Genomic DNA, 24858 nt, shown 5'->3' with positions numbered 1-24858 from the left:
ATGGCGATGACGGCCATGGTCAAGGACGAGCTGTCGCGCGTGGAGTGCACGAAGACCTCCGAGCGCAAGGCGGAGGTCACCGCGCTGCTGCGGTTCAGCGGCGGCCTGCACATCGTCGGTGGCCGGGTGGTCATCGAGGCCGAGCTGGACACCGGGTCGGTGGCCCGTCGCCTGCGTCGCGACATCAGTGAGGTCTACGGCTACACCAGCGGAGTGAGCGTGCTGGCCGGCGGCAACATCCGCCGCGGGGTGCGCTACCTGGTCCGCATCGCCAAGCACGGCGAGGGCCTGGCCCGGCAGACCGGGCTGGTCGACCAGCGCGGTCGTCCGGTCCGCGGGCTGCCGCCGTCGGTGGTCAGCGGTGGGATCAACGACGCCGAGGCCGCCTGGCGGGGGGCCTTCCTGGCGCACGGCTCGCTGACCGAGCCGGGCCGGTCCTCCTCGCTGGAGGTCACCTGCCCGGGGCCCGAGGCCGCGATGGCGCTGGTGGGTGCGGCCCGCCGGCTGGGCATCGCCGCGAAGGCCCGCGAGGTCCGCGGCGCCGACCGGGTGGTCGTGCGGGACGGCGACGCGATCAGCGCGCTGCTGACCCGGATGGGCGCCCACGACGCGGTGCTGGCCTGGGAGGAGCGGCGGATGCGCCGCGAGGTCCGGGCGACCGCCAACCGGCTGGCCAACTTCGACGACGCCAACCTGCGCCGCTCCGCCCGCGCCGCGGTCGCCGCCAGCGCCCGCGTGGAGCGGGCGCTGGAGATCCTCGACGGCGACGCTCCCGAGCACCTGCTCGTCGCGGGCCGGCTGCGGCTCGAGCACGGCCAGGCCTCGCTGGAGGAGCTGGGGCAGCGCGCCGAGCCGCCGATGACCAAGGACGCCGTCGCGGGCCGGATCCGCCGGCTGCTGGCCATGGCCGACAAGCGCGCCAAGGACCTCGGCATCCCGGACACCGAGTCCGTCGTCACCGAGGACATGCTGACCCAGTAGCCGGAGGACCCCGCCCTCCGCAGGCCCAGGGTGGGACCCGGGACGGGGCCGTTCCCGCCGGTCACCAGGGGCGCCCCCCGCGGCCGCGGGGGGCGCCCCTCACCCGATCGGGTGACGGGCCTCCAGCCGGTCGAGCCGGGCGTCGATGCCCGGCTCACGGGGCGTGCGACCCGGACGGCGTCCTCCTCGACGTCGACCCGGCTGCCGTGCGGAAGCTGGGGCGGCTGCGCCCCGAGCTCACCGGTGAGCTGGTCGCGGCCGGCCGGTGGGGGACGTGGCCGGTCCCCGCGCGGTCGCGGCCTCCGACACCACGGCAGGCCGGGGCGGCCCCCTGGTCGCCGCCGTCCGGCACCTGCTCGACGGCGACGACGTCGGCCTCAGCGTGAGCATGCGTCGCCGTCCGCCCCGCGGGGGGCAGCGCCGCGGCCGCGCTGCCGCAGGCCGCCGACCAGGCGCTCGACACCGCCGAGGCCACCGGACGGGACCGGGTCGTGGCCGCGGTCCCCGGCGGTCCCGACGGGGCGCACGTCCCCGTTGCGGGCGGCGCCGGGGTCGCGGAGCCGGTGCCCGGCTGCTGAGCCTCGACCGGACGGCCGGGGTGCTGGCCGATAGGGTCGTCGCAGATCGCGGCCGCGCGCCCGCGCGGCCGACCGAGGCGACAGACCGATCGAGCACATGGAGGGTCAGCTGTGACCGTACGGGTGGGCATCAACGGCTTCGGCCGGATCGGACGCAACTTCTGGCGGGCCGCCGCGGCCAGCGGCAAGGACATCGAGATCGTGGCGGTGAACGACCTCACCAGCCCCGAGGTCCTCGCGCACCTGCTCAAGTACGACAGCATCCTGGGCGTGCTGTCCGAGGACGTCGCCGCCGACGGCGAGGGCATCAAGATCAGCGGCAGCACCATGAAGGTGCTCTCCGAGCGCGACCCGGCCAACCTGCCGTGGGGCGACCTGGGCGTCGACGTCGTCGTCGAGTCCACCGGCTTCTTCACCAAGGCCGACGACGCGCGCAAGCACGTGGACGCCGGCGGCGCCAAGAAGGTCGTCATCTCCGCGCCGGCCACCGGCGACGACCTGACCATCGTCATGGGCGTCAACCATGACAAGTACGACGGCTCGCAGACGATCATCAGCAACGCGTCCTGCACGACGAACTGCCTGGCCCCGCTGGCCAAGGTGCTCAACGACAGCTTCGGCATCGAGCGCGGTCTCATGACCACGATCCACGCCTACACCGCCGACCAGAACCTGCAGGACGGCCCGCACAAGGACCTCCGTCGTGCCCGCGCCGCCGCGCTCAACATGGTCCCGACCTCGACCGGTGCGGCCAAGGCGATCGGGCTGGTCCTGCCCGAGCTCAACGGCAAGCTCGACGGCTACGCGGTCCGCGTCCCGGTGCCCACCGGCTCGGCGACCGACCTCACCGTGCAGCTCTCCCGCGAGGTGCCGGCCGACGAGATCGACGCCGCCTACCGCGAGGCCGCCTCGGGCCCGCTGGCCGGCATCCTCAAGTACACCGACGCCCCGATCGTCTCCTCCGACATCGTCACCGACCCGGCCAGCTGCATCTACGACAGCAAGCTGACCAAGGTCTTCGGCCCGATGGCCAAGGTGCTCGGTTGGTACGACAACGAGTGGGGCTACTCGAACCGCCTGGTCGACTCCGTCGAGCTCGTCGGCCGCTCGCTGTAACGATGCGGACCCTCGACGACCTGCTCGCCGAGGGCGTCTCGGGTCGGCGCGTGTTCCTGCGCGCCGACCTGAACGTCCCGCTGGACAAGTCCACCCGGGCCATCACCGACGACGGCCGGATCCGCGCCAGCCTGCCCACGCTGCAGGCGCTGCGCGACGCCGGCGCCCGCGTCGTGGTCGCGGCCCACCTGGGCCGGCCCAAGGGCGCACCGGACCCGCAGTACTCGCTGGCGCCGGTCGCCGCGCGGCTCGGGGAGCTGCTCGGCGCCGACGTCCCGCTGGCGACCGACGTCGCCGGGGAGGACGCCCGGACCCGGGCCGGGGCGCTCGGCGACGGCGACGTCCTGCTGCTGGAGAACGTGCGCTTCGAGGCCGCCGAGACGTCGAAGGACGACGCCGAGCGGGGCGAGCTGGCCGACCGGTTCGCCGCCCTCGCCGACGTCTTCGTCGACGACGCGTTCGGCGCGGTGCACCGCAAGCACGCCTCGGTGTACGACGTGGCGCTGCGGCTGCCGCACGTCGCCGGGCGGCTGGTGGCCACCGAGCTCGACGTGCTGACCCGGCTGACCCGGGACCCCGAGCGGCCCTACGTCGTGGTGCTCGGCGGCTCGAAGGTCAGCGACAAGCTCGCCGTCATCGAGGCGCTGCTGCCCAAGGTCGACCGGCTGCTGGTCGGCGGGGGGATGTGCTTCACCTTCCTCGCCGCCCAGGACCACGGCGTCGGGAAGTCGCTGCTGGAGGCCGACCAGGTCGAGACTTGCCGGCGGCTGCTGGCCGAGGCGGGGGAGCGGATCGTGCTGCCGCTCGACGTGGTCTGCGCGCCGGAGTTCAGCGCCGAGGTGGAGACGACCACCGTCCCCGTCGACCAGATCCCGGACGACCAGATGGGCCTGGACGTCGGCCCGCGCACGGTGGAGGCCTTCGGCCGCGAGCTGGGCGGTGCCCGCACCGTCTTCTGGAACGGCCCGATGGGCGTCTTCGAGCTCAGCACCTTCCAGGCCGGCACCCGCGGGGTGGCCGAGGCGGTGGGCGCGGTCGACGGCCTGTCGGTCGTCGGCGGCGGCGACTCCGCCGCCGCGGTGCGCCAGCTCGGCCTCGACGAGGCCGCCTACGGCCACATCAGCACCGGCGGTGGCGCGTCGCTGGAGTACCTCGAGGGCCGGGAGCTGCCCGGCCTCGCGGTGCTGGCCGACTGACCGAGGAGGACGGACGTGGCACGCAGGGGCACTCCCGCACGCCGTGGGGGACGCCGGCCGCTCATCGCCGGCAACTGGAAGATGAACCTCACCCACCTCGAGGCGATCGGCCTGGTGCAGAAGCTGGCCTTCAGCCTCAAGGAGCCCGAGCTGGAGGCCGCCGAGGTCGTCGTCCTGCCGCCGTTCACCGCGCTGCGCAGCGTGCAGACGCTGGTGACCGGCGACAAGCTCGGGATCGGCTACGGCGCTCAGGACCTCTCGACGCAGGACTCCGGCGCCTACACCGGCGAGGTCAGCGGCGCGATGCTCGCGGCGCTGGCCTGCCGCTACGTCGTCGTGGGCCACTCCGAGCGGCGCGCGCTGCACGGTGAGGACGACGCCGTGGTGGCCGCGAAGGTGCAGGCGGCGCTGCGGCACGGGCTGGTGCCGATCCTCTGCGTGGGGGAGGGGCTGGAGGTCCGCCGGGCCGGCGAGCACGTCGCGCACTGCACCACCCAGCTCGACGCCGCGCTCGAGGGGCTGACCGCCGAGCAGCTCACGAGCCCGGGGGAGGGGACCGGCATCGTGATCGCGTACGAGCCGGTGTGGGCGATCGGCACCGGCGAGGTCGCCACGCCCGAGGACGCCCAGGAGGTGTGCGGTGCCGTACGGTCACGGCTCGCCGAGCGTTTCGGCGCGGAGACCGCCGGGATCGTCCGTATCCTCTACGGCGGGTCGGTGAAGGCCGCGAACACGGCCGGGATCCTGGCCGGGCCGGACGTCGACGGTGCACTCGTCGGCGGTGCCAGCCTGGACGGCGACGAGTTCGCGCAGATCTGTCGGACAGCCGCCGACGTCGGCTGACCGCCGCCGCCGGACGGGCGGGGAGCGGGTGGGGTTGGACAGCACGCTGGAGCGGGGCCCCGCCTGGGCGCGGGGCACCCGCGGCCGGGTGGCCGGCATCGCCGCCGTCGTCCTGCTGGTGGTCGGGGTGGCGGTCAGCTGCGCCAACGCCGGTGAGGACAGCTCCACGCTCCCCGTCTTCGGCGGCGGCCCGGACACCGGCGTCACCGGCGTCCGGGCGCCGTCCGAGGCCACCGGCGGCACGTTGCGGGTGGTGACCGGCGAGGTCGACAACCTCGACCCGCAGCGCTCCTACCTCCCCGGCGTGTGGAACCTCATGCGGCTCTACACCCGCACGCTGGTCAGCTACTCCTCCGAGCCCGGCCGCACCGGCGAGCTGGTGCCCGACCTCGCGACGGACCTCGGCACCACGCCGGACGGCGGCACGACCTGGACGTTCACGCTCCGCGAGGGCGTCCGCTTCGAGACCGGCGCGCCGATCACCTCGCGCGACGTCAAGTACGGCATCGAGCGCTCGTTCGCCTCGGACGTCGTCGTCGGCGGCCCCACCCGCGTGGTCGAGCTGCTCGACGACCCGGAGAACCCCTACGCCGGGCCGTACCAGGACGAGACCCCCGGCCGGCTGGGGCTGGCCTCGGTCGAGACCCCCGACGACCGCACGATCACCTTCCGGCTGCGCTCGCCGCAGCCGGACTTCCCGTACGTCATGGGGCTGCCCTCGAGCAGCCCGGTCCCGGCCGACAGCGACACCGGCGCCGACTACGGCGGCGACCCGGTGTCCTCCGGCCCGTACGCGGTCGCCACGCGCGACGACGTCACCGGCATCGTGCTCGAGCGCAACCCGCAGTGGGATCCGGCGACCGACGAGGTCCGCACCGCGCTGCCCGACCGGGTCGTCGTGCGCACCGGGCTGACCGGCGTGGAGCGCGACCAGGCGCTGCTGGCCGGGTCCGCCGACGTCGACATCTCCGGCGCCGGCATCCAGGCCCCGACGACGGCCCGGCTGGGTGAGGACACCGGCGGCGACGTCCCGCTGGTCGACCGCATCGACGAGGTGACGAACAACGTCGTCCGGCTGCTCGCGCTGCCGACGGACGTCGCGCCGTTCGACGACCCGGCCTGCCGGGCCGCGGTCGCCGCCGTGGTGGACCGCGTCGCGGTGCAGGAGGTGCTCGGCGGGCCGACGGAGGCCGTGCGCACCTCGCAGCTGTGGCCGCGCGGTGTGGAGGACGGGCCGGAGGAACCCGACCCGACGCCCGACCCGGCCGCGGCGCAGGAGGCCCTGACCACCTGCGGGCAGCCGGAGGGCTTCGACACCGTGCTCGCCGTCCCGGACGCCCCCACCGGTGTGGCCGTCGCCGAGGAGGTGGCCGAGCAGCTGTCGCGCGTCGGCATCCGGGCCGAGGTCCGCCCACTCGACGCGCCCAGCTTCTACGCCACCGAGGTGGGCAACCCCGACCGGGTCCGCGACAACGGCATCGGCATCGTGCTGGCCACCTGGACCGCCGACTTCCCGACCCCCGGCTCGTTCCTCGTCCCGCTGGTCGACGGCCGGTCGGTGAGCACCGTCGGCAACACCAACTTCGCCCGGCTCGCCGATCCCGGGATCGACGGACTCATCGACGCGGCGCGCGCGGCCGCCGGCGACCCGGAGGCCGCCCGCGCCGCCTGGCGGGAGGTGGCGACCGCCGCCACCGCCACCGGCGCGTACGTGCCGCTCGCCGAGTCGCGGGTGCAGCTGCTGGCCGGCCAGCGGTTGCGCAACGGCGTGGTGATGGGCCCGTACACGAGCTACGACCTGGCGACCGCCGGCGTCCGCTGACAGCGCGGGGGCATCGCAGCGAGCGCCAGCGAGCGAGGAGCGGACCCGGGCGCGGGAGCGGACCGTGTGCACAGCCGCTGACCGCCCGGGGACGCGGGCGGCCGGGGACGGTCGGCTCGACGGCCTCCCGCGGCCGGTCGGTTACCCTCGGGGCATGGTCGAGCTGGTCCTCAACGTGCTGCTGGTGCTCACCAGCGTGCTCCTCGTGGTGCTGATCCTGCTGCACCGCGGCAAGGGCGGGGGCCTGTCCTCGATGTTCGGCGGTGCGGTCTCCTCGCAGCTGTCCGGCTCCTCGGTGGTGGAGAAGAACCTCAACCGGCTGACCGTCTTCATCGGCCTGATCTGGACGGTCTGCATCATCGCCCTGGGCATCCTGCTCAAGGTCTGAACGAGGACCCCGTCCTCGCCCCATCCCTCGCGCGCTCGGGGCGGTGCCCAGGACGGGGCCGTTCCAGCACGTCACCAGGTTCGCGGCGAGCCTCTGACGAGGCCGTTCAGCACGCCCAGCGCTCGCCTCGGCGTCCGGTGAATGCCGAGGTCACCGGGACCAAAGTCCTCTCCGTGGCAAGATCCAGGTTCTAGACTGCCCCGGCGGCCACTCGTCGCCGCAGATCGCCGAGACGCGCAGGGGGCACTGGTGGCTGGTGGTAACGCGATCCGGGGGACGCGGGTGGGAGCGGGCCCGATGGGCGAGGCCGAGCGCGGGGAGGCAGCGCCCCGCCGGCGGGTGCCGTTCTGGTGCGCCCAGGGCCACGAGACGCAGGTGTCCTTCGCCTCCGACGCCGAGGTACCCGAGCTGTGGGACTGCCCCCGCTGCGGCCTCCCGGCCGGCCAGGACCAGGCGGCGCCGCCCCCCGCACCGCGCACCGAGCCCTACAAGACCCACCTGGCCTACGTCCGCGAGCGGCGCAGCGACGCCGACGGTGACGCCCTCCTCGAGGAGGCGCTGGCCAAGCTGCGGGCCCGCCGCGGCGCCTGAGAGCGGACCCGGGACCCTGCAGGGGCCAGGGTCCCGGACGGGCCACCCCTGAGGCCCCGTCCTACTCGCGCGGCGGTCGCGGCTGGGGCACGGTCGTCCAGACCACCCAGGCCGCCCGCTCCCAGTTCCAGTAGCACCCCCGGTGCCCGGGCGGTGCCACGGGGACGACCTCCCGCACCGGACGAGGCGTGCGGCGGGCAGCGGGGGCGGGGCGCGTCATCGCGGGCTCCACGGGGAGGGCCGGCGGCCGGGTGGCTGCGGTCGCGGACCGCAGTCTGCTCGCCGCCCGGCCTCCCCGCCAGGGTCGCCGGACCCCGGCTCAGCTCCGCCCGTCGAGCTCCGCAGCGGCCTCGGCGTCCAGCAACCACCGGGTGGCCCGGCGTCCGTGCACCCCGGCCGCAGGCAGCTCGTCCGGCGTCGTGCCGGCGGTCAGCGCCCGCGCCACGGCCGGTGCCTTCGCCGAGCCGGAGACGAGCAGCCACACCTCCTCGGCCGCGTTGATCGCAGGGAAGCCCAGGCTGACCCGGGTGGGTGGCGGCTTGGGGCAATCGCGCACCGCGACCACCGTGCGCTCGTCGGAGACCGCAGGCGTCCCCGGGAAGATCGACGCCACGTGCCCCTCCGGGCCCATGCCCAGCAGCAGCACGTCGATGCGGGGGAGCGCCCCGCCCTCCGGTGCCGCGGCGGCCAGCTGCTCGGCGTACCAGGCGGCGGCGTCCTCGGGCTCGGCGAACCCGGCGTCCGAGGCCGGCATCGCGTGCACCCGCTCCGCCGGGACGCCGGCCGGGTCCAGCAGTGCCCGCCGCGCGCCGAGCTCGTTGCGCTCGTCGTCGTCGGCCGGGACCCAGCGCTCGTCGCCCCACCAGACGTCGACGGCGGTCCAGTCGACCCGCTCCCGCGCCGGCTCGCGGACCAGGTCGGCGACCCGCTCGAGGACGGCGGTGCCGATGCCCCCGCCGGTGAGGACGACCGACGCCGTCCCGTGCACCGCCTGCGCCGCGGCCAGCCGGGCGACCAGCGCCGTGGCGACCGCGCGGGCCAGCCGGTCGGCGTCGGGCTCGACGACGACGTCCGGGACGGGCCGGCCCTCCTCGGCCAGCCGGGCGGCGATCCGGTCCCCGGGAGGCAGCGTCACGGGACGGCCTGCCCGGCGTCGCGGGCGCCCTGGTCGGGGTCGTCCACGCCCTGCTGGGCCACCTCGTCGGTGCCCTCCGAGTCCGGTGGGACGGCGGGGAGCGTCTGCCCGCCGCTGCCGGCGTTCTCCTCGGCGGGGTCGAACCACACGTACTCGCGCACGGGGGAGCGGTACGCCAGGTCCGGGACGCCGGTCGTGGCCTCCAGCGCGTCGGCGAACGGCTCGTCGGGGTCCAGCCGGCGCAGCTCCTCACCGACCAGGTCGCCGAGCTGCCGGTCGGGCAGGGCCACGGTCGCCTCGGGCCGGTAGGGCTGGTGGATGACCGCGCCGCCGCGCCGGGTGGCCTCCACCCGCACCTGCTCGTCCTGGTCGAGCTCCAGCACCACGGCCGAGACGCCGCTGGGGCCGGGGCGTCGCTCGCCGGACACCACCGGGATCGCGCAGCCGCAGCGCGCGCTCAGCCAGCCGGCCAGCAGCAGCGCAGTCGCGTGCCCCGGGTCGCCCTCCACCCGGCCGCCGAGCACCCGGACGGCGTCCCCACGGCGCCCGGAGACCGAGTCGACCGTCGAGGTGAGCGTGGACCGCCACGGCGTGCTGCGGGTCCAGGCCAGGTCGGTGTCGCCGGGCGCGTAGTCCTCGGCGCGGGCGCGCAGCGCGGCCAGCTGGTCCTCGGCCAGCGAGCTGTCGGTGATCCGCCGGTCGGCGATCACCGCCAGCGCGTCGGTGGCCAGCTGGTCCGGCGGGGTGCCGTGCCACCAGGTCACCACGGGGGCGTCGGCGGCCAGCAGCGGCAGCACGACCGACTCGGCGTGCAGCGCCAACCGGCCGTACATGCGCATGACCACGGCCTCGCCCGGGCCCAGCCGCCCGCCGATCAGCACCTCGGCGTCCAGCCGCGGCGTCGGCGCCTCGATCTGCCGGCGGACGACGATCAGCAGCCGGCAGGGGTGCTGCTCGGCGGCGGCGGTCGCGGCCTCCTCGGCCTCGGCCACCCGGTTCTCGTCGGCCACGACCACGAGGGTCAGCGCGACGCCGGAGAGCACCGCGCCGCCGGTGCGCCGCTGCGCCGCGAGCTCCTTGACCACCGCGGAGCCGGTGGTGTCCCACAGGGTCGTCATCGGGTTCCCTCCCGTCGGGCGGCGGTAGCCGGTACCCGCCTCACGGACGCCGCCACCGGCGGCCCTCGGCGGCGAGCATCTCGTCGGCCGCCCGCGGCCCCCACTCGCCGGCCCGGTACGGCTGCGGCGTCGTCCCGGCCCAGAACTCCTCGAGCGGGTCGATCACCGACCACGAGGCCTCGACCTCGGCGTTGCGGGGGAACAGCGTGGCGTCCCCGAGCAGGACGTCCAGCAGCAGCCGCTCGTACGCCTCGGGGCTGGCCTCGGTGAACTGCTCGCCGTAGAGGAAGTCCATCGACACGTCGCGGACCTCCATCACGCTGCCGGGAACCTTCGACCCGAACTTAAGGGTCACTCCCTCGTCGGGCTGCACGCGCACGACCAGCTGGTTGTGGCCCAGCTCCTCGGTGTCGGTGTCGGCGAAGGGCAGGTGCGGCGCGCGCTTGAACACCAGCGCGATCTCGGTGACCCGCCGCGGCAGCCGCTTGCCGGTGCGCAGGTAGAACGGCACGCCCGCCCAGCGCCGGGTCTCCACGCCCAGCCGGACGGCGGCGTAGGTCTCGGTGCTGGAGTGCGGGTCGACGCCCTCCTCCTGCCGGTAGCCGGTGGCCCGCTGGCCGGCCAGCCACCCCTGCTCGTACTGGCCGCGGACGGCGAAGGTCGAGAGGTCCTCGGGCAGCGAGATCGCGCGCAGCACCTTGAGCTTCTCGGTGCGGATCTCCTCGGCGGAGAACTCGACCGGCTCCTCCATCGCGGTGAGCGCGAGCAGCTGCAGCAGGTGGTTCTGCAGCACGTCCCGGGCGGCGCCGGTCTGCTCGTAGAACTGCGCCCGCCCGCCGATGCCGACGTCCTCGGCCATGGTGATCTGCACCGAGTCGACGTGGTGGCCGTTCCAGACCGGCTCGAACAGCTCGTTGGCGAACCGCAGCGCCATCAGGTTCTGGACGGTCTCCTTGCCCAGGTAGTGGTCGATGCGGAAGACGTCCTCGGCGGTGAACACGGAGTCGACGAGCTCGTTCAGCTCCCTGCTGGAGGCCAGGTCGGTGCCGAACGGCTTCTCCACCACGACCCGGCGCCACCGTCCGGGGGTGCTGTCGGCCATGCCGGTGCGCTGCATCTGCTTGAGCACGACCGGGAACATCGCCGGCGGGATGGACAGGTAGAACGCCGCGTTGCCGCCGATGCCGTGGCTGCCCTCGAGCTCGCCGAGGGTCGCGGCCAGCTCGTCGAAGGCGTTGTCGTCGTCGAAGGAGCCCTGCACGAAGCGCACGCTGCCGGCCAGCCGCTCCCAGACCTCCTCCCGCCACGGGGTCCGGGCGGCCTTGCGGGCGGCGTCGCGGGCCAGCTCGGCGAAGTCCTCGTCACCCCAGTCACGGCGCGCGAAGCCCAGCAGGGCGAAGTTGGTGGGCAGCAGCCCGCGGTTGGCCAGGTCGTAGACGGCCGGGAGGAGCTTCTTGCGGGCGAGGTCCCCGGTGATGCCGAAGACGACCAGGGCGCAGGGCTCGGGTACGCGGGGCAGCCGCCGGTCCCGCGGATCGCGCAGCGGGTTGGGAATCATGTCCGTCCTCGAGGTCGGGAGGGACCCGCGCTCCGGCGCGGCGGTGCACCGGGCGACGGGAGCGTGCGGGAACTGCGTCGATTCTCCGTCTCCGCGGCGGATCCGCGCGGCGAGCGGCCTCCCGCGGCGCGGCGGACCACGGACCGGGAGCCCCCGCTCGGCTCCCGGCCGACGGAGCGGGGCCCCGCGCACCCGCCGACCAGGCGGGGTGCGCGGGGCCCCGGGGGTCAGGCCTTGTCCTCCAGCTGGGTCCGCACCGACTCGGTCAGCTCGTCCCACGAGTCGACGAACTTCTGCACGCCCTCGTCCTCCAGCACGCGGAAGACGTCGTCGAGGTCGACCCCGGCGTCGGCGATGGCCTTCATCGTGGCCGCGGCGTCGTCGTAGGTCTTCTGCACCGGGGTGCCCGGGCTGCCGTGGTCGGCGTAGGCCTTGAGCGTCTTCTCCGGCATCGTGTTGACGGTGCCGGGGGCGATGAGCTCGCTGACGTAGAGCGTGTCGGCGTACTCGGGGTTCTTCACGCCGGTCGAGGCCCACAGCGGCCGCTGCGGGCGGGCGCCCTTGGCCTCCAGCGCCTGCCAGCGGTCGGAGGAGAAGACCTCCTCGTAGGCCTGGTAGGCCAGCTGGGCGTTGGCCAGGGCCGCCTTGCCCTTGAGCTGGTCGGCGCCGGCCTTCTCCAGCCGCTTGTCGATCTCGGTGTCGACGCGGGACACGAAGAACGACGCCACCGAGGCGATGCCGGACAGGTCGGCGTCGGCGTCCTCGGCCAGCCGCTGCTCCAGCCCGGCGAGGTAGGCGTCCATGACCGCCCGGTACCGCTCGAGGCTGAAGATGAGGGTGACGTTGACGCTGATGCCCCGCGCGATGGACGTCGTGATGGCCGGCAGGCCGGCCTCCGTCGCCGGGATCTTGATGAACAGGTTGGGCCGGTCGACCAGCCACCACAGGTGCGCCGCCTCGGCCGCGGTGGCGTCGGTGTCGTGCGCCAGGCCGGGGGCGACCTCCAGCGACACCCGGCCGTCGCCGGGCTGCCGCTGCCCGACCGGCGCGAGCAGGTCGCAGGCGTCCCGGACGTCGGAGGCGGTGATGGTGCGCAGCGCCTCCTCGACGCTGACCCTGCGCACCGCGAGGGCGTGCAGCTGGTCGTCGTAGGACTCCGACCCGCTGATCGCCGCGGCGAAGATGGTCGGGTTGGTCGTGACGCCGACGACGGAGTACTCGTCGACCAGGGACTGCAGGTTGCCGCTGCGGATGCGGTCGCGGGAGAGGTCGTCGAGCCAGACGGCGACCCCCGCCGACGACAGCTCGGCCAGCTTCTCGTTCTCTGCCATGTCAGGTCCTCCTGGTGAGGTGCTGGAACGGCCACCCTCCAGGGTCCCGCGCCGAGCCTGCGGGGCGTGGGAGGAAGGGTGGTCCTTCATCGGTCGCCGGTGGGGTGGGGGAGGCCCCCGGTGGCTGCAACCGGGCCGGCGGGGACGGCGTTCCCCGCCCGCGCGGCCTCCATCGACTCGCGGGCAGCGGCGACGACGGCCTCGTCGGTGAGGCCGAACTGCTCGTAGAGGACGGAGTAGGCGGCGCTGGCCCCGTAGTGGGTCAGGCCGACGATCCGGCCGGCGTCGCCGACGAACTCGCGCCACCCCATGGGCACGCCGGCCTCGACGCTGACCCGGGCGCGGACGGTGGGCGGCAGGACCTCGTCCTTGTAGGCCTGGTCCTGGTCGGCGAACCACTCGACGCAGGGCACCGAGACGACCCGGGTGGGCACGCCGTCGGCCTCCAGGCGCTCGCGCGCCGCGACGGCGATCTGCACCTCGGAGCCGGTGCCGAGCAGGATCACCTCGGGGCTGCCGTTCGACGCCTCGGCCAGGACGTAGGCCCCGCGGGCGACACCCTCGGCGGAGCCGAACTCCGAGCGGTCGAACACCGGCAGGTTCTGCCGCGACAGCAGCAGGCCGGCCGGGCGGTCGTTGTTCTCCAGCACGGTCCGCCAGGCGACGGCGACCTCGTTGGCGTCGGCCGGGCGGACGACGTCCAGGCCGGGGATGGCCCGCAGCGCCGCGACGTGCTCGATCGGCTGGTGGGTCGGGCCGTCCTCGCCCAGGCCGATGGAGTCGTGCGTCCAGACGTAGGTGACCGGCAGCTGCATGAGCGCGGCCAGCCGCACCGCGCCGCGCATGTAGTCGGAGAAGGTGAGGAAGGTGCCGCCGTAGACGCGGGTGCCGCCGTGCAGCGCGATGCCGTTCATGATCGCGCCCATCCCGTGCTCCCGGACGCCGAAGTGCAGCGTGCGCCCGTACGGCCCGCCCGACCACATCTTGGTCTGGCGGTCGGCCGGCAGGAACGACGGTTCGCCCTTGACCGCGGTGTTGTTGCTCTCCGCGAGGTCGGCCGAGCCGCCCCACAGCTCGGGCACCACCGGGTACAGCGCGGCGAGCACCTCGCCGGAGGCCTTGCGGGTGGCCACGCCTTTCGGGTCGGCGTCCCAGCTCGGGAGGTCCGCGCCGAAGCCCTCGGGCAGGGTGCGGGTGCGCATCCGGTCGAGCAGTGCCGCCGCGTCGGCGTTGTCCCGCGCCCAGGCGGCGAACCGCTCGTCCCACGCGGCGCGCTCCTTGCGGCCCTCCTCGACGACCGAGCGGGCGTGGGCGAGGACCTCCTCGTCGACGTCGAAGGTCTTGTCCGGGTCGAAGCCGAGGACCTCCTTGGTGGCGCGCACCTCGTCGTCGCCGAGCGCCGAGCCGTGCGCCGCGCCGGTGTTCTGCTTGTTCGGCGCCGGCCAGGCGATGATCGTGCGGAGCACGACGAGCGAGGGCCGGCCGGTCTCGGCCTTGGCCGCCGCGAACGCGGCGTCGACCGCGGCGAGGTCCTCACCGTCGTCGACGTGCTGCACGTGCCAGCCGTAGGCCTCGTAGCGCTTGCCGACGTCCTCGGTGAAGGCGACGTTCGTGTCGTCCTCGATGGAGATGTGGTTGTCGTCGTAGACGAGCACCAGGTTGCCCAGCTGCTGCGTGCCGGCCAGGGACGACGCCTCGCCGCTGACGCCCTCCTCCATGTCGCCGTCGGAGGCGAAGCACCAGACGGTGTGGTCGAAGAGGCTCTCGCCCTCGGGGGCGTCGGGGTCGAACAGGCCGCGCTCGCGGCGGGCGGCCATCGCCATCCCGACGGCGTTGCCGACGCCCTGGCCCAGCGGACCGGTCGTCGTCTCCACGCCGGGGGTGTGGTTGACCTCGGGGTGGCCCGGGGTCCTCGAGCCCCAGGTGCGCAGCGCCTCCAGGTCCTCCAGCTCCAGGCCGTAGCCGGAGAGGTAGAGCTGGATGTAGAGGGTCAGGCTCGAGTGGCCCATGGACAGCACGAAGCGGTCGCGGGCGATCCAGTTCGGGTCGCTGGGGTCGTGCCGGAGCCACTTGTGGAAGAGCAGGTAGGCGGTGGGGGCCATGCTCATCGCCGTCCCCGGGTGGCCGTTGCCCACCTTCTGGACGGCGTCCATCGCCAGCACACGGGCGGTGTCGATGGCGCGGCGGTCGAGCTCCCCGAAGCCCTCCGGGAGTGTCGGGTGCGGCTGGCGCGGGTCGCCGGTGGGTGCGTCGGTGGCGGCCTCGGCCGGGGCCTCGGCCTCGGTGCCCTTCGTCGCGTCGTCGGTGGTCATCGGTCTGTCGTGCTCCCTCGGGTCGGCCGTGCGGGACCCGCCCGGGCGATCAGCGGCGACCTGTCGGACCCGGGCGGACGGCGGTGCCTGGCCCCAGCGACCGGCCTCGCGTCAGTCACGGCCCGGCTGCTCCTCACCAGGACGCACCGTCGTCGTCGACGTCGGCCCTACCCGCTGGGTGCGCAGCACCAACGTGATCGACCCTAGTGGTCTGCACGGGGGAGGAGACCCTGGTCATGCCGACCGTGGGCAGGGGTGGCCGCGGGCTACAGTTGGTCCGTTCTCCCGTCCCCGGTCGAAAGGGACCCCGTGCTGTCCAGGTGCCCGGTGGTGCCCTGTGCGCGCGCCGACTCCCCGTCGGTGGCCGCCCGGTGACGACGCTCTCCGAACGCCCGACGGTCCAGGCCCGCCGGCTGTCGGCCACGCTGCGCGCCTACGTCGCGCTGACCAAGCCACGGATCATCGAGCTGTTGCTGGTCACCACCCTGCCGGCGATGATGCTGGCCTCCGGCGGGCTGCCGTCGTGGGAGCTGCTCCTGGCCACGATGGCCGGCGGCACCCTCGCCGCGGCCGCGGCCAACGTCGTCAACTGCTGGTACGACCGCGACATCGACCGGCTCATGCACCGCACCGAGCGGCGCCCGCTGGTGACCGGCGAGGTCACCCCGCGGGCCGCGCTCGTGTTCGGCCTGGTGCTGTCCGTGCTGTCGGTCGCGCTGCTGTACGCGACGACGACGCCGCTCGCGGCCCTGCTGGCCGCGGGGGCGATCTTCTACTACGCCGTCCTCTACACCATGGTGTTCAAGCGGTACACCCGCCGCAGCACCGAGTTCGGCGGGGTGCCGGGGGCGGCGCCGGTGCTCATCGGCTGGGCGGCGGTCACCGGCACGCTGGCCTGGCCGGCGGTGGTGTTCTTCGGCGTCGTCTTCTGCTGGCAGATGCCGCACTTCTGGGCCCTCGCCATGCGGTTCCGCGCCGACTACGCGCGCGCCGACGTCCCGATGCTCCCGGTGGTGGCCGCTCCGCTGTCGGTCGGGCGGCAGACCGTCGTCTGGACCTGGCTGACCGTCGTCGTCTCGCTGCTGCTGTGGCCCGTGGCCGACGGCTTCGGGATCGGCTGGGTCTACACGGTCGCCGCGGCCGCGCTGGGGCTGTGGTTCGTCGTCGAGGCGCACCGGCTGCTGCGGCGCATCCGCGCGGGTGCGGAGACCAGACCGATGCAGCTGTTCCACGTCTCGATCACCTACATGACCCTGCTCTCCATCGCGATCATCGTCGACGTCCTGGTCTGAGCCGGACGACCCCGCCCCGGCGGGGGCGCAGGCGGGGCCGCCCCCGGAGGCCGGCGACCCCGAGCTCCTGGTGACCGGCCTGGCGGGCGGCTCGGGCAGCACGGTCGGTCCCGACGGTGCGCTGTACGTGCCCGAACCCGTCTCGGGCGAGGTGACCCGGATCGACCCGGGCACCGGGCGACGACGGTCGTCGCCTCGTGCCTGCCCCGGCAGGTGCTGGTGGGGGACGCCGGCGGCGCCACGGACGTCGCGTTCCTCGGCTCGTCGATGTACGCCCTCACCTCGATGGTCAGCGAGGACGTCGGTGGCACCGAGGTGACCGGCGTCCTCCGCGTCGAGGACGACGCCTGCGAGGTCGTCGCCGACATCGGCGCGTGGACGATGGAGAACCCGCCGCCCCCGGACTTCGACTTCTTCGTGCCCACGGGTGTGCCGTACGCGACGGAGGCGTACGAGGGCGGCTTCCTGGTCACCGACGGGCACGCCAACCGCCTGCTGCAGGTCACCCTCGTCGCCTCGGGTGGACGGTTGCTCGTCGACGTGGAGACCGGCCGGGACGCGCTGTACGCGCTCGCGCAGGGCGACTTCCCCGAGGGCGCGCTGGAGGGGTCACCGGCCCTGCCGGACACCGGTCAGCTGCTCGTGGCGAACCGGGATGGCGGCTTCGACGTGGTCGCCGCCGGACTGGACCGCCCGACGTCGATGGAGGTCGTCCACGGGAACGCCTACGTGGTCACCTACGACGGTGAGGTCTGGCGGATCGAGGACCTGCCCGGCGGCCGGCACCGCTGACGCGGCCGGGCTCCGCTGGTGAGACGGGTCGGCCGGCCACGAGCGGTGGGGCTGCTCGCGCCGAGGGAGCCGGTCGGCTCTCGGCACGCCGGAGCGCCCACGGGGCACGCCCGTGGGACCCCGGATCGCGGAGCAGGGCCCCGTTGACGCTGGGCGGACTCCTGCGCTGTTCCCGCCGCCCTCGCGCTCGTGCACCAGCGCAAGGGCGTGGGAAGCAGCGCGAGAGGGGCCCGCGCTCGTCAGCGAGTGGCGGATGCCGGGACCTGTGAGGTGCTCAGCGGGGCCTCGGACGCCGGGCCGCGCACCGACCACACCAGCCGGGCGGTCCACACCGTCACCAGCACCGCGCCCAGCATGTGCAGCAGCACCAGCACGACCGGCAGGTGCGTGAAGTACTGCACGAAGCCGATCACGCCCTGCAGCAACTGGATGACGAGCAGGTCGCGGGCGGCACGGCGGACCCGGCCCGGGGCGTCGGTGGCGTGGAGGGCCACCAGCAGGGCGATCGTGAGGCCCACGAGCAGGAAGACGACGTCGGCGTGCAGCTGGCTGACCAGCTCGATGTCGAAGCCCATCCGGTCGCCGGTCGGGACGTCGTTCGCGTCGACGTCGCCGCTGTGCGGGCCGCTGCCCGTGACGATCGTCCCCAGCACCAGCACGGCCGCGGTGACCGCGGCGATCCCGCCGACCAGCAGGGCGATCGGACGGCGGACCAGCGGCTGACCCACCCCGGGCTCCCGGGACCGCAGCCACAGCACCGTGGCCACTGCGGTCAGGACGACGGAGACCAGGAAGTGGACCGCCACCGTCCACGGGTTGAGCCCCGTCAGCACCGTGACGCCGCCGATGGCCGCCTGGGCCGGGATGCCGAGGAAGGCCAGCACGGCCAGCGGGCGCAGGTCGCGCCGGGGCGAGCGGAAGACCGCCACGAGCAGGGCGACGGCGACGGCCGTGAGGACGAAGGTCAGCAGCCGGTTGCCGAACTCGATGACGCCGTGCCCGGCGAGCTCGGGGGTCGTGACGAAGCTCTCCTCGGTGCACCGCGGCCAGGTCGGGCAGCCGAGCCCCGAGCCGGTGAGCCGGACGACGCCGCCGGTGACGATGATCGCGCCGTTGGCGACCACGTTGGCCAGGGCCAGACGCGAGATGGCAGCGGGGGAGAAGGCGGTGGGGAGGACCGGCACGGGCCGATGCTAGCCGCGCGGACGGACGCTCCTCGGTTCGCCGAGAGCGGAGCGCGGGGCGGAAGGACGGGCCGCTGTCCTGCGCTGTACGCGACGCGAGCGGCCGAGTCGCCGCCACCGGTGTCGGTGCGCCCACCCGGGTAAGGGAGCCGCAGCGGGAACGCCCCGCGAGTCGCTCCCCGAGTCCCGCGGGACCTCCCGGGCGCCCCACCGACCGATCCGATCCCCTGGACGTGAGGCATGACCACCCCCTTCTTCCCGGGGCCCTACGGGAGCCCCTTCGACGACTTCTTCGCCCGGTACCTGGGCGGGGAGCAGCGCACGCCGCGGCAGCGCGTCGACATCACCCAGTTCCTCAGCCAGCAGGCGCGGGAGCTGGTCAACGCGGCCGCGCGCGAGGCGGTGTCCACCGGCAGCGCCGACCTGGACACCGAGCACCTGCTGTGGGCCATGACGGGCGACGAGACCACCCGCCAGTTCCTGTCCCGCTCCGGCACCGACCCCGACCGGCTGCGTGCCGAGCTCGAGCAGCAGCTCACCCGGGGCGAGCCCCGGAACGAGTCGCCGTCCCTCACCCCGGCCGCCAAGCGCGCCCTGCTCGACGCCCACCGCGTCTCCCGCGCCCTCGGCTCCACCTACATCGGCCCCGAGCACCTGCTGTTCGCCCTCGCGGTCAACCCGGACTCCCCGGGCGGGCGGCTGCTGCGGGAGCGCGGCGTCACGCCGGAGGCGCTGCAGCAGGTCGCCATGGGCGGCGGCCAGCCCGGCGGCGGGCGCCCCGGCGGCCCCGGGCAGGGCCAGTCGAGCACCCCGACGCTCGACGAGTACGGCCGCGACCTGACCGAGATGGCCCGCAACGGCCAGATCGACCCGGTGATCGGCCGGGAGGCCGAGATCGAGCAGACCGTCGAGGTGCTCTCCCGGCGGCGCAAGAACAACCCGGTGCTCATCGGCGAGGCCGGCGTCGGCAAGACCGCGATCGTCGAGGGCATCGCGGCCCAGATCGTCGAGGGCGACGTCCCGGAGACGCTGCGCGGACGGCGGCTGGTCGAGCTGGACCTCACCGGCCTGGTGGCCGGCACCCGCTACCGCGGTGACTTCGAGGAGCGGCTCAAGAAGATCATGGACGAGATCCGCGAGCACAGCGACGAGGTCATCGTCTTCATCGACGAGCTGCACACCGTCGTCGGCGCGGGCGCCTCGGAGGGCTCCGGCGGCGCGGGCAACATGCTCAAGCCGGCCCTGGCCCGCGGGGAGCTGCACATCATCGGCGCGACGACGCTCGACGAGTACCGCCGCAACATCGAGAAGGACGCCGCCCTGGAGCGCCGGTTCCAGCCCATCCTGGTCAGCGAGCCCGACGTCGAGGACACCGTGCAGATCCTCTGCGGGCTGCGGGACCGGTACGAGGCCCACCACGAGGTGCGCTTCACCGACGACGCGATCCGGGCCGCGGTGGAGCTCTCGGACCGCTACGTCACCGACCGCCACCTGCCGGACAAGGCCATCGACCTCATCGACCAGGCCGGCGCCCGGGTCCGCCGGCGGGTGAAGACCCCGCCCACCGACCTGCGCGGGCTGGAGCAGGAGGTCGAGCGGCTGCAGCGGGAGAAGGACCAGGCCGTCGCCGCCGAGCAGTACGAGCGCGCCTCCGAGCTGCGCGACCAGCTCAGCGCGGCCCAGGAGCGGCTGGAGCAGGCCCGCACCGGCGGCGGGCAGTCCGGCCCGGGTGGGTCGGGTGTGCCGGAGGTCGGCGTCGAGGACATCGCCGAGGTGGTCTCCCGGGCCACCGGCATCCCGGTCAGCCAGCTCACGCAGGAGGAGGTGCAGCGGCTGCTGCAGCTCGAGGAGCACCTGCACCAGCGGGTCGTCGGCCAGGAGGACGCCGTCCGGGTGGTCGCCGAGGCGGTGCGCCGCTCGCGCGTCGGCCTGGGCGACCCCGACCGGCCGATCGGCAGCTTCCTGTTCCTCGGGCCCACCGGCGTCGGCAAGACCGAGCTGGCGCGGGCGCTGGCCGAGGCGCTCTTCGGTGACGAGGACCGGATGATCCGGCTGGACATGAGCGAGTTCCAGGAGCGGCACACGGTCAGCCGGCTGGTGGGCTCCCCGCCCGGGTACGTGGGCTACGAGGACGCCGGCCAGCTCACCGAGGCGGTGCGCCGCCGTCCCTACTCGGTCGTGCTGCTCGACGAGATCGAGAAGGCGCACCCCGACGTCTTCAACACCCTGCTGCAGGTGCTCGACGACGGCCGGCTCACCGACTCGCAGGGCCGCACGGTGGACTTCAAGAACACCGTGCTGATCATGACCAGCAACCTGGGGTCGGAGCTGATCCAGGGCCGCAACACCCCGCTGGGCTTCGGCTCCGGCGACGGCGCGGCCGCCGACGCCGGGCTGCGCGAGCGGCTGATGCGGCGGCTGCGCGAGCAGTTCCGGCCGGAGTTCCTCAACCGCATCGACGAGATCGTGGTCTTCCAGCAGCTGGAGACCGAGCAGCTGGCCCGGATCACCCGGCTGCTGCTCGACGAGACGCGCCGTCGGCTGGCGGCCCAGGACATCGAGGTGGCCTTCACCGACGAGGCGGTCACCTGGATCGCCGAGCACGGGTTCGAGCCGCAGTTCGGCGCCCGGCCGCTGCGCCGCGCCATCCAGCGAGAGGTCGACAACCCGCTGGCGCGGCTGCTGCTCGACGGCCGCCTGGAGCGGGGCCGGCGGGTCACCGTCGGCGTCCGGGACGGCCGGCTGGACTTCGCCGTCGACCAGCCCGCGCCGGCGGGCGTGTAGCCACCGGACGTGTTCCCGGTCACACGGCCGGCGGGGGAGGTGTGCCGCACCGCTCCCGCCGGCCCGGCCGCGGCTCCGGCTCAGGCCAGGGTCCGTGCCCGGCTTAGGTTGCCCTTGCTTGCACGCCGCCGGAATTAGGTGAGACTCGTGTTGTGGAAAGCAGTGCGGTGCAGGTCGGCGGCGGGGCGAGCAACCCGTCGCGCCCCTCGCCGTCCGCCGAGGACGGGCGCACGCGGCACCGCGTCACCGCCCTGCTGCTCGAGCACGGTCCGCAGACCGCGACCGAGCTCGCCGGGCGGCTGGGGGTCTCGCCGACCGCCGTCCGCCGGCACCTCGACGCGCTGGTGTCCACCGGCCGTGTCGAGGAGCGGCAGGGTGGGGCGGGGACCAGCAGAGCGCCCCGGGGCCGGGGCCGCCCGGCCCGGCTGTTCCACCTCACCGACGCCGGCCGCTCGGCGTTCCCGCACGCCTACGACGACCTGGCGCTGACCGCGCTGCGGTTCGTCGCGGCGCAGGGCGGGCCGGACGCCGTCCGCGCGGTGGCCGAGGCCCAGCTCGCCGGGCTGGAGCAGCGCTGCTCGGCCGCGGTGGAAACCGTGCCGGGGCCGCCGGTCGACCGCGCCCAGGCCCTGGCCGCGGCGCTCACGGCCGAGGGCTACGCTGCGTCGGCCTCGGCGATCTCGGGTGGCGGCCAGCTGTGCCAGCACCACTGCCCGGTCGCGCACGTGGCGGCGGAGTTCCCGCAGCTGTGCGAGGTCGAGACGGCCGTGATCGGCCGGCTCGTCGGCACGCACGTGCAGCGGCTGGCCACGATCGCCCACGGCGACGGGGTGTGCACCACGCACATCCCGGGGCCGGTCCGCCGCACCGACCCGTGGCCCGGTCCAGAGGCTCACCCCGAGCGCGCGCGGGGTGGGGACCGGGTCCTTGCTCACACGCGCGCGGGGAACAGATCGGGCCCCGCGAGCCCTGTACCGGACGAGCGCGCGGCGCACCGGCTCCGAGCCGGCGGGCGCACCGCACCGTCCACCAGCAGCACCCCCACGAACGACCGGGAGAGGACGCCCGCATGACCAGCACCCAGCAGCCGGTGACCGGCACGCCGCTGACGCAGGACGAGCAGATCGAGCAGCTCGGCCGCTACCAGTACGGCTGGGCCGACGCCGACGTCGCCGGGGCCTCCGCCCGCCGCGGCCTGGACGAGGACGTCGTCCGGGACATCTCCCGCCGCAAGAACGAGCCCGAGTGGATGCTCGAGCGGCGGCTCAAGGCCCTCAAGCTGTTCGGCCGCAAGCCGATGCCCGACTGGGGTTCGGACCTGTCCGGGATCGACTTCCAGAACATCAAGTACTTCGTGCGCTCGACCGAGGCCCAGGCGACCTCGTGGGAGGAGCTGCCCGAGGACATCAAGAACACCTACGACAAGCTGGGCATCCCGGAGGCCGAGAAGCAGCGGCTCGTCGCCGGTGTCGCGGCGCAGTACGAGTCCGAGGTCGTCTACCACAAGATCCGTGAGGACCTCGAGGAGCAGGGTGTCGTCTTCCTCGACACCGACACCGCCCTCAAGGAGCACGAGGACATCTTCCGGGAGTACTTCGGCTCGGTGATCCCCTCGGGCGACAACAAGTTCGCCGCCCTGAACACCGCCGTCTGGTCGGGCGGCTCGTTCATCTACGTGCCGAAGGGCGTGCACGTCGAGATCCCGCTGCAGGCCTACTTCCGGATCAACACCGAGAACATGGGCCAGTTCGAGCGGACGCTGATCATCGTCGACGAGGGCGCCTACGTGCACTACGTCGAGGGCTGCACCGCGCCGATCTACAAGTCGGACTCGCTGCACTCCGCGGTCGTCGAGATCATCGTCAAGAAGAACGCCCGCTGCCGGTACACGACCATCCAGAACTGGTCGAACAACGTCTACAACCTGGTCACCAAGCGGGCGATCGCCCACGAGGGCGCGACCATGGAGTGGGTCGACGGCAACCTGGGCTCCAAGGTCACCATGAAGTACCCGGCGGTCTGGATGACCGGGGAGCACGCCAAGGGCGAGGTGCTCTCCATCGCCTTCGCCGGTGAGGGCCAGCACCAGGACGCCGGCGCCAAGATGGTGCACGCCGCGCCGAACACCTCCTCGACCATCGTGTCCAAGTCCGTCGCCCGCGGCGGCGGCCGCACGTCCTACCGCGGCCTGGTCCAGGTCGACGAGGGCGCGCACGGCTCGAAGTCGACGGTGAAGTGCGACGCGCTGCTGGTCGACACGATCAGCCGGTCGGACACCTACCCCTACGTCGACGTCCGCGAGGACGACGTCGCGATGGGCCACGAGGCGACCGTCTCCCGGGTCAGCGAGGACCAGCTCTTCTACCTGATGAGCCGCGGGCTGTCCGAGGACGAGGCGATGGCGATGGTGGTCCGCGGGTTCGTGGAGCCGATCGCCCGCGAGCTCCCGATGGAGTACGCCCTCGAGCTGAACCGCCTGATCGAACTGCAGATGGAAGGTGCCGTCGGCTGATGCCGTCCGACAACACGCCCAGCAACACCACGGGCCTGACCACGGAGTCGGCCACCCTCGCCGGCGAGCTGTTCGGCGAGGGGGTCGGCGCCCAGGCCGGCCCGCCCACCACCCCGGCCGCCGGCACCGGCACCGCCGGGCAGGCCGCGCCGGGTGCGCACTCGCACGGTGGCCCGGCACCGACCGGCTCGCCGGCCGAGCGGTTCACCTCGACCGACCCGGACGCCTTCGGCGTGCCCACCGGCCGCGAGGAGACCTGGCGCTTCACCCCGATGAAGCGGATCCGCCCGCTGCTGGACGGCGCCCCGTCGGACGCCCACCTGCAGTGGGACACCGACCTGCCCGAGGGCGTCGAGCTCACCAGCGTCGAGGTCGACGACCCGCTGCTCAAGGGCCTGCCCGAGCCGGTCGACCGCCTCGCCGCGCTGGCCCGGCAGCGCAGCGGCGGGGCCGCCGTCGTCCGCGTGCCGGCCGAGGCCCAGCTGGACCGCCCGGTCACGGTGCGGCTGTCGGGCACCGGCTCGGACGACGTCGTCTGGGGCCAGCTGGTGATCGAGGTCGGGGCCTTCGCCCAGGCGACGGTGGTCCTCGACCACAGCGGCCTGGCCAGGTACGCCGGCGGCATCGCCGTCCTCGTCGGTGACGGCGCGCACGTCAACCTCGTCTCGGTGCAGGACTGGGCGCCCGGTGCCGTCCACGGCGCGCAGTACGACGCCGTCGTCGGCCGTGACGCGACCTATCAGCAGGTCGTGGCCACCCTCGGCGGCGACCTGGTCCGGCTGGTCAGCAACGTGCAGTACGCCGGTCCCGGCGGGACGGCGGAGCTCTTCGGCGTCTACTTCTCCGACGAGACCCAGCACCAGGAGCACCGGCTCTGGGTGGACCACGCGGTGCCCAACTGCACCAGCAACGTGCTCTACAAGGGCGCGCTGCAGGGCGAGGGCGCGCGCACGGTGTGGATCGGTGACGTCCGGATCCGCCCCGCGGCCACCGGCACCGACACCTACGAGCTGAACCGCAACCTGGTGCTCACCGACGGCGCCCGCGCCGACTCGGTGCCCAACCTGGAGATCGAGACCGGCGAGATCGTCGGCGCCGGCCACGCCAGCGCCACCGGCCGGTTCGACGACGAGCAGCTGTTCTACCTCTGCTCCCGGGGCATCGACGCCGAGACCGCGCGCCGCCTGGTCGTCCGCGGCTTTTTCGCCGACGTCGTCCAGCGCATCGGCATCGACGAGCTGCAGGACCGGCTCATGCGCACCATCGAGACCCGTCTCGGTGCGCTGCCGGGCCTGGACGAGCAGCCGGTCGAGGTGGCCTGACCC

Annotated in this window: 20 protein-coding genes; 13 read left to right on the top strand and 7 right to left on the bottom strand. The window is 74.2% G+C overall.

The window, feature by feature from the left end:
* From whiA to ACI79G_RS09475, 7 genes are all read left to right on the top strand, one after another.
* Positions 1 to 981, top strand: a complete 981-nt coding sequence (whiA, locus tag ACI79G_RS09505; protein WP_091217613.1) for a DNA-binding protein WhiA — start codon at positions 1 to 3, stop codon at positions 979 to 981.
* Positions 982 to 1670: 689 nt separating this feature from the next.
* A complete protein-coding gene (gap, locus tag ACI79G_RS09500; RefSeq protein ID WP_456880883.1) occupies positions 1671 to 2675 on the top strand; it encodes a type I glyceraldehyde-3-phosphate dehydrogenase in 1005 nt (334 codons plus the stop codon).
* A 2-nt stretch (positions 2676 to 2677) separates the two neighbouring features.
* Complete coding sequence (locus ACI79G_RS09495; protein ID WP_456880882.1) at positions 2678 to 3871, top strand: phosphoglycerate kinase; 1194 nt, start codon at positions 2678 to 2680, stop codon at positions 3869 to 3871.
* Positions 3872 to 3886: 15 nt separating this feature from the next.
* On the top strand, positions 3887 to 4714 hold the full coding sequence (gene tpiA, locus ACI79G_RS09490; RefSeq protein ID WP_456880881.1) for a triose-phosphate isomerase: 828 nt from the start codon (positions 3887 to 3889) through the stop codon (positions 4712 to 4714).
* 34 nt (positions 4715 to 4748) lie between these two features.
* Complete coding sequence (locus ACI79G_RS09485) at positions 4749 to 6536, top strand: ABC transporter substrate-binding protein (protein ID WP_456880880.1); 1788 nt, start codon at positions 4749 to 4751, stop codon at positions 6534 to 6536.
* Between the two features lie 154 nt (positions 6537 to 6690).
* Positions 6691 to 6924: a preprotein translocase subunit SecG gene (gene secG, locus ACI79G_RS09480; protein ID WP_091217127.1), complete on the top strand. Its 234-nt coding sequence runs from the start codon at positions 6691 to 6693 to the stop codon at positions 6922 to 6924.
* 249 nt (positions 6925 to 7173) lie between these two features.
* The gene (locus ACI79G_RS09475) at positions 7174 to 7515 is read left to right on the top strand and encodes an RNA polymerase-binding protein RbpA (RefSeq protein ID WP_091217129.1); all 342 of its coding nucleotides are present in this window, start codon (positions 7174 to 7176) and stop codon (positions 7513 to 7515) included.
* A gap of 61 nt (positions 7516 to 7576) precedes the next feature.
* On the opposite strand, the gene ACI79G_RS09470 is transcribed toward ACI79G_RS09475, so the two are convergent.
* From ACI79G_RS09470 to tkt, 6 genes are all read right to left on the bottom strand, one after another.
* Positions 7577 to 7735 carry a hypothetical protein gene (locus ACI79G_RS09470; RefSeq protein WP_456880879.1) on the bottom strand — a complete coding sequence of 53 codons (159 nt, stop codon included), beginning with the start codon at positions 7733 to 7735 and terminating at the stop codon, positions 7577 to 7579.
* 99 nt (positions 7736 to 7834) lie between these two features.
* A complete protein-coding gene (pgl, locus tag ACI79G_RS09465; protein WP_456880878.1) occupies positions 7835 to 8650 on the bottom strand; it encodes a 6-phosphogluconolactonase in 816 nt (271 codons plus the stop codon).
* A complete protein-coding gene (locus ACI79G_RS09460; protein ID WP_456880877.1) occupies positions 8647 to 9768 on the bottom strand; it encodes a glucose-6-phosphate dehydrogenase assembly protein OpcA in 1122 nt (373 codons plus the stop codon). Before ACI79G_RS09460 ends, pgl begins: the two co-directional genes overlap by 4 nt.
* 40 nt (positions 9769 to 9808) lie before the next feature.
* Positions 9809 to 11326 carry a glucose-6-phosphate dehydrogenase gene (gene zwf / locus ACI79G_RS09455; protein ID WP_456880876.1) on the bottom strand — a complete coding sequence of 506 codons (1518 nt, stop codon included), beginning with the start codon at positions 11324 to 11326 and terminating at the stop codon, positions 9809 to 9811.
* Positions 11327 to 11553: 227 nt separating this feature from the next.
* The gene (tal, locus tag ACI79G_RS09450; protein ID WP_456880875.1) at positions 11554 to 12657 is read right to left on the bottom strand and encodes a transaldolase; all 1104 of its coding nucleotides are present in this window, start codon (positions 12655 to 12657) and stop codon (positions 11554 to 11556) included.
* A gap of 86 nt (positions 12658 to 12743) precedes the next feature.
* Complete coding sequence (gene tkt / locus ACI79G_RS09445; protein WP_456880874.1) at positions 12744 to 14969, bottom strand: transketolase; 2226 nt, start codon at positions 14967 to 14969, stop codon at positions 12744 to 12746.
* A 371-nt stretch (positions 14970 to 15340) separates the two neighbouring features.
* Between tkt and ACI79G_RS09440 the strand changes: the two genes are divergently transcribed.
* Both ACI79G_RS09440 and ACI79G_RS09435 read left to right on the top strand, forming a co-directional pair.
* Positions 15341 to 16261 carry a heme o synthase gene (locus ACI79G_RS09440; RefSeq protein ID WP_456880873.1) on the top strand — a complete coding sequence of 307 codons (921 nt, stop codon included), beginning with the start codon at positions 15341 to 15343 and terminating at the stop codon, positions 16259 to 16261.
* A 219-nt stretch (positions 16262 to 16480) separates the two neighbouring features.
* Entirely contained in the window at positions 16481 to 17053 is a 573-nt protein-coding gene (locus tag ACI79G_RS09435; RefSeq protein WP_456880872.1) for a hypothetical protein, read from the top strand.
* Positions 17054 to 17292: 239 nt separating this feature from the next.
* On the opposite strand, the gene ACI79G_RS09430 is transcribed toward ACI79G_RS09435, so the two are convergent.
* Positions 17293 to 18237, bottom strand: coding sequence for a COX15/CtaA family protein (locus ACI79G_RS09430; protein ID WP_456880871.1), 945 nt, complete (start codon positions 18235 to 18237; stop codon positions 17293 to 17295).
* 240 nt (positions 18238 to 18477) lie between these two features.
* Between ACI79G_RS09430 and ACI79G_RS09425 the strand changes: the two genes are divergently transcribed.
* From ACI79G_RS09425 to sufD, 4 genes are all read left to right on the top strand, one after another.
* Complete coding sequence (locus ACI79G_RS09425) at positions 18478 to 21021, top strand: ATP-dependent Clp protease ATP-binding subunit (protein ID WP_456880870.1); 2544 nt, start codon at positions 18478 to 18480, stop codon at positions 21019 to 21021.
* A gap of 152 nt (positions 21022 to 21173) precedes the next feature.
* Positions 21174 to 22094 (top strand): helix-turn-helix transcriptional regulator, encoded by a 921-nt coding sequence (locus tag ACI79G_RS09420; RefSeq protein WP_456880869.1) that lies wholly within the window; start codon positions 21174 to 21176, stop codon positions 22092 to 22094.
* Positions 22091 to 23533 (top strand): Fe-S cluster assembly protein SufB, encoded by a 1443-nt coding sequence (gene sufB / locus ACI79G_RS09415; RefSeq protein ID WP_456880868.1) that lies wholly within the window; start codon positions 22091 to 22093, stop codon positions 23531 to 23533. Before ACI79G_RS09420 ends, sufB begins: the two co-directional genes overlap by 4 nt.
* On the top strand, positions 23533 to 24855 hold the full coding sequence (gene sufD / locus ACI79G_RS09410) for a Fe-S cluster assembly protein SufD (RefSeq protein ID WP_456880867.1): 1323 nt from the start codon (positions 23533 to 23535) through the stop codon (positions 24853 to 24855). Before sufB ends, sufD begins: the two co-directional genes overlap by 1 nt.
* Positions 24856 to 24858: the final 3 nt, after the last annotated feature.

The sequence above is a fragment of the Geodermatophilus sp. SYSU D00779 genome (assembly GCF_054050595.1).
This window is presented reverse-complemented; position numbering and strand designations above follow the sequence as displayed.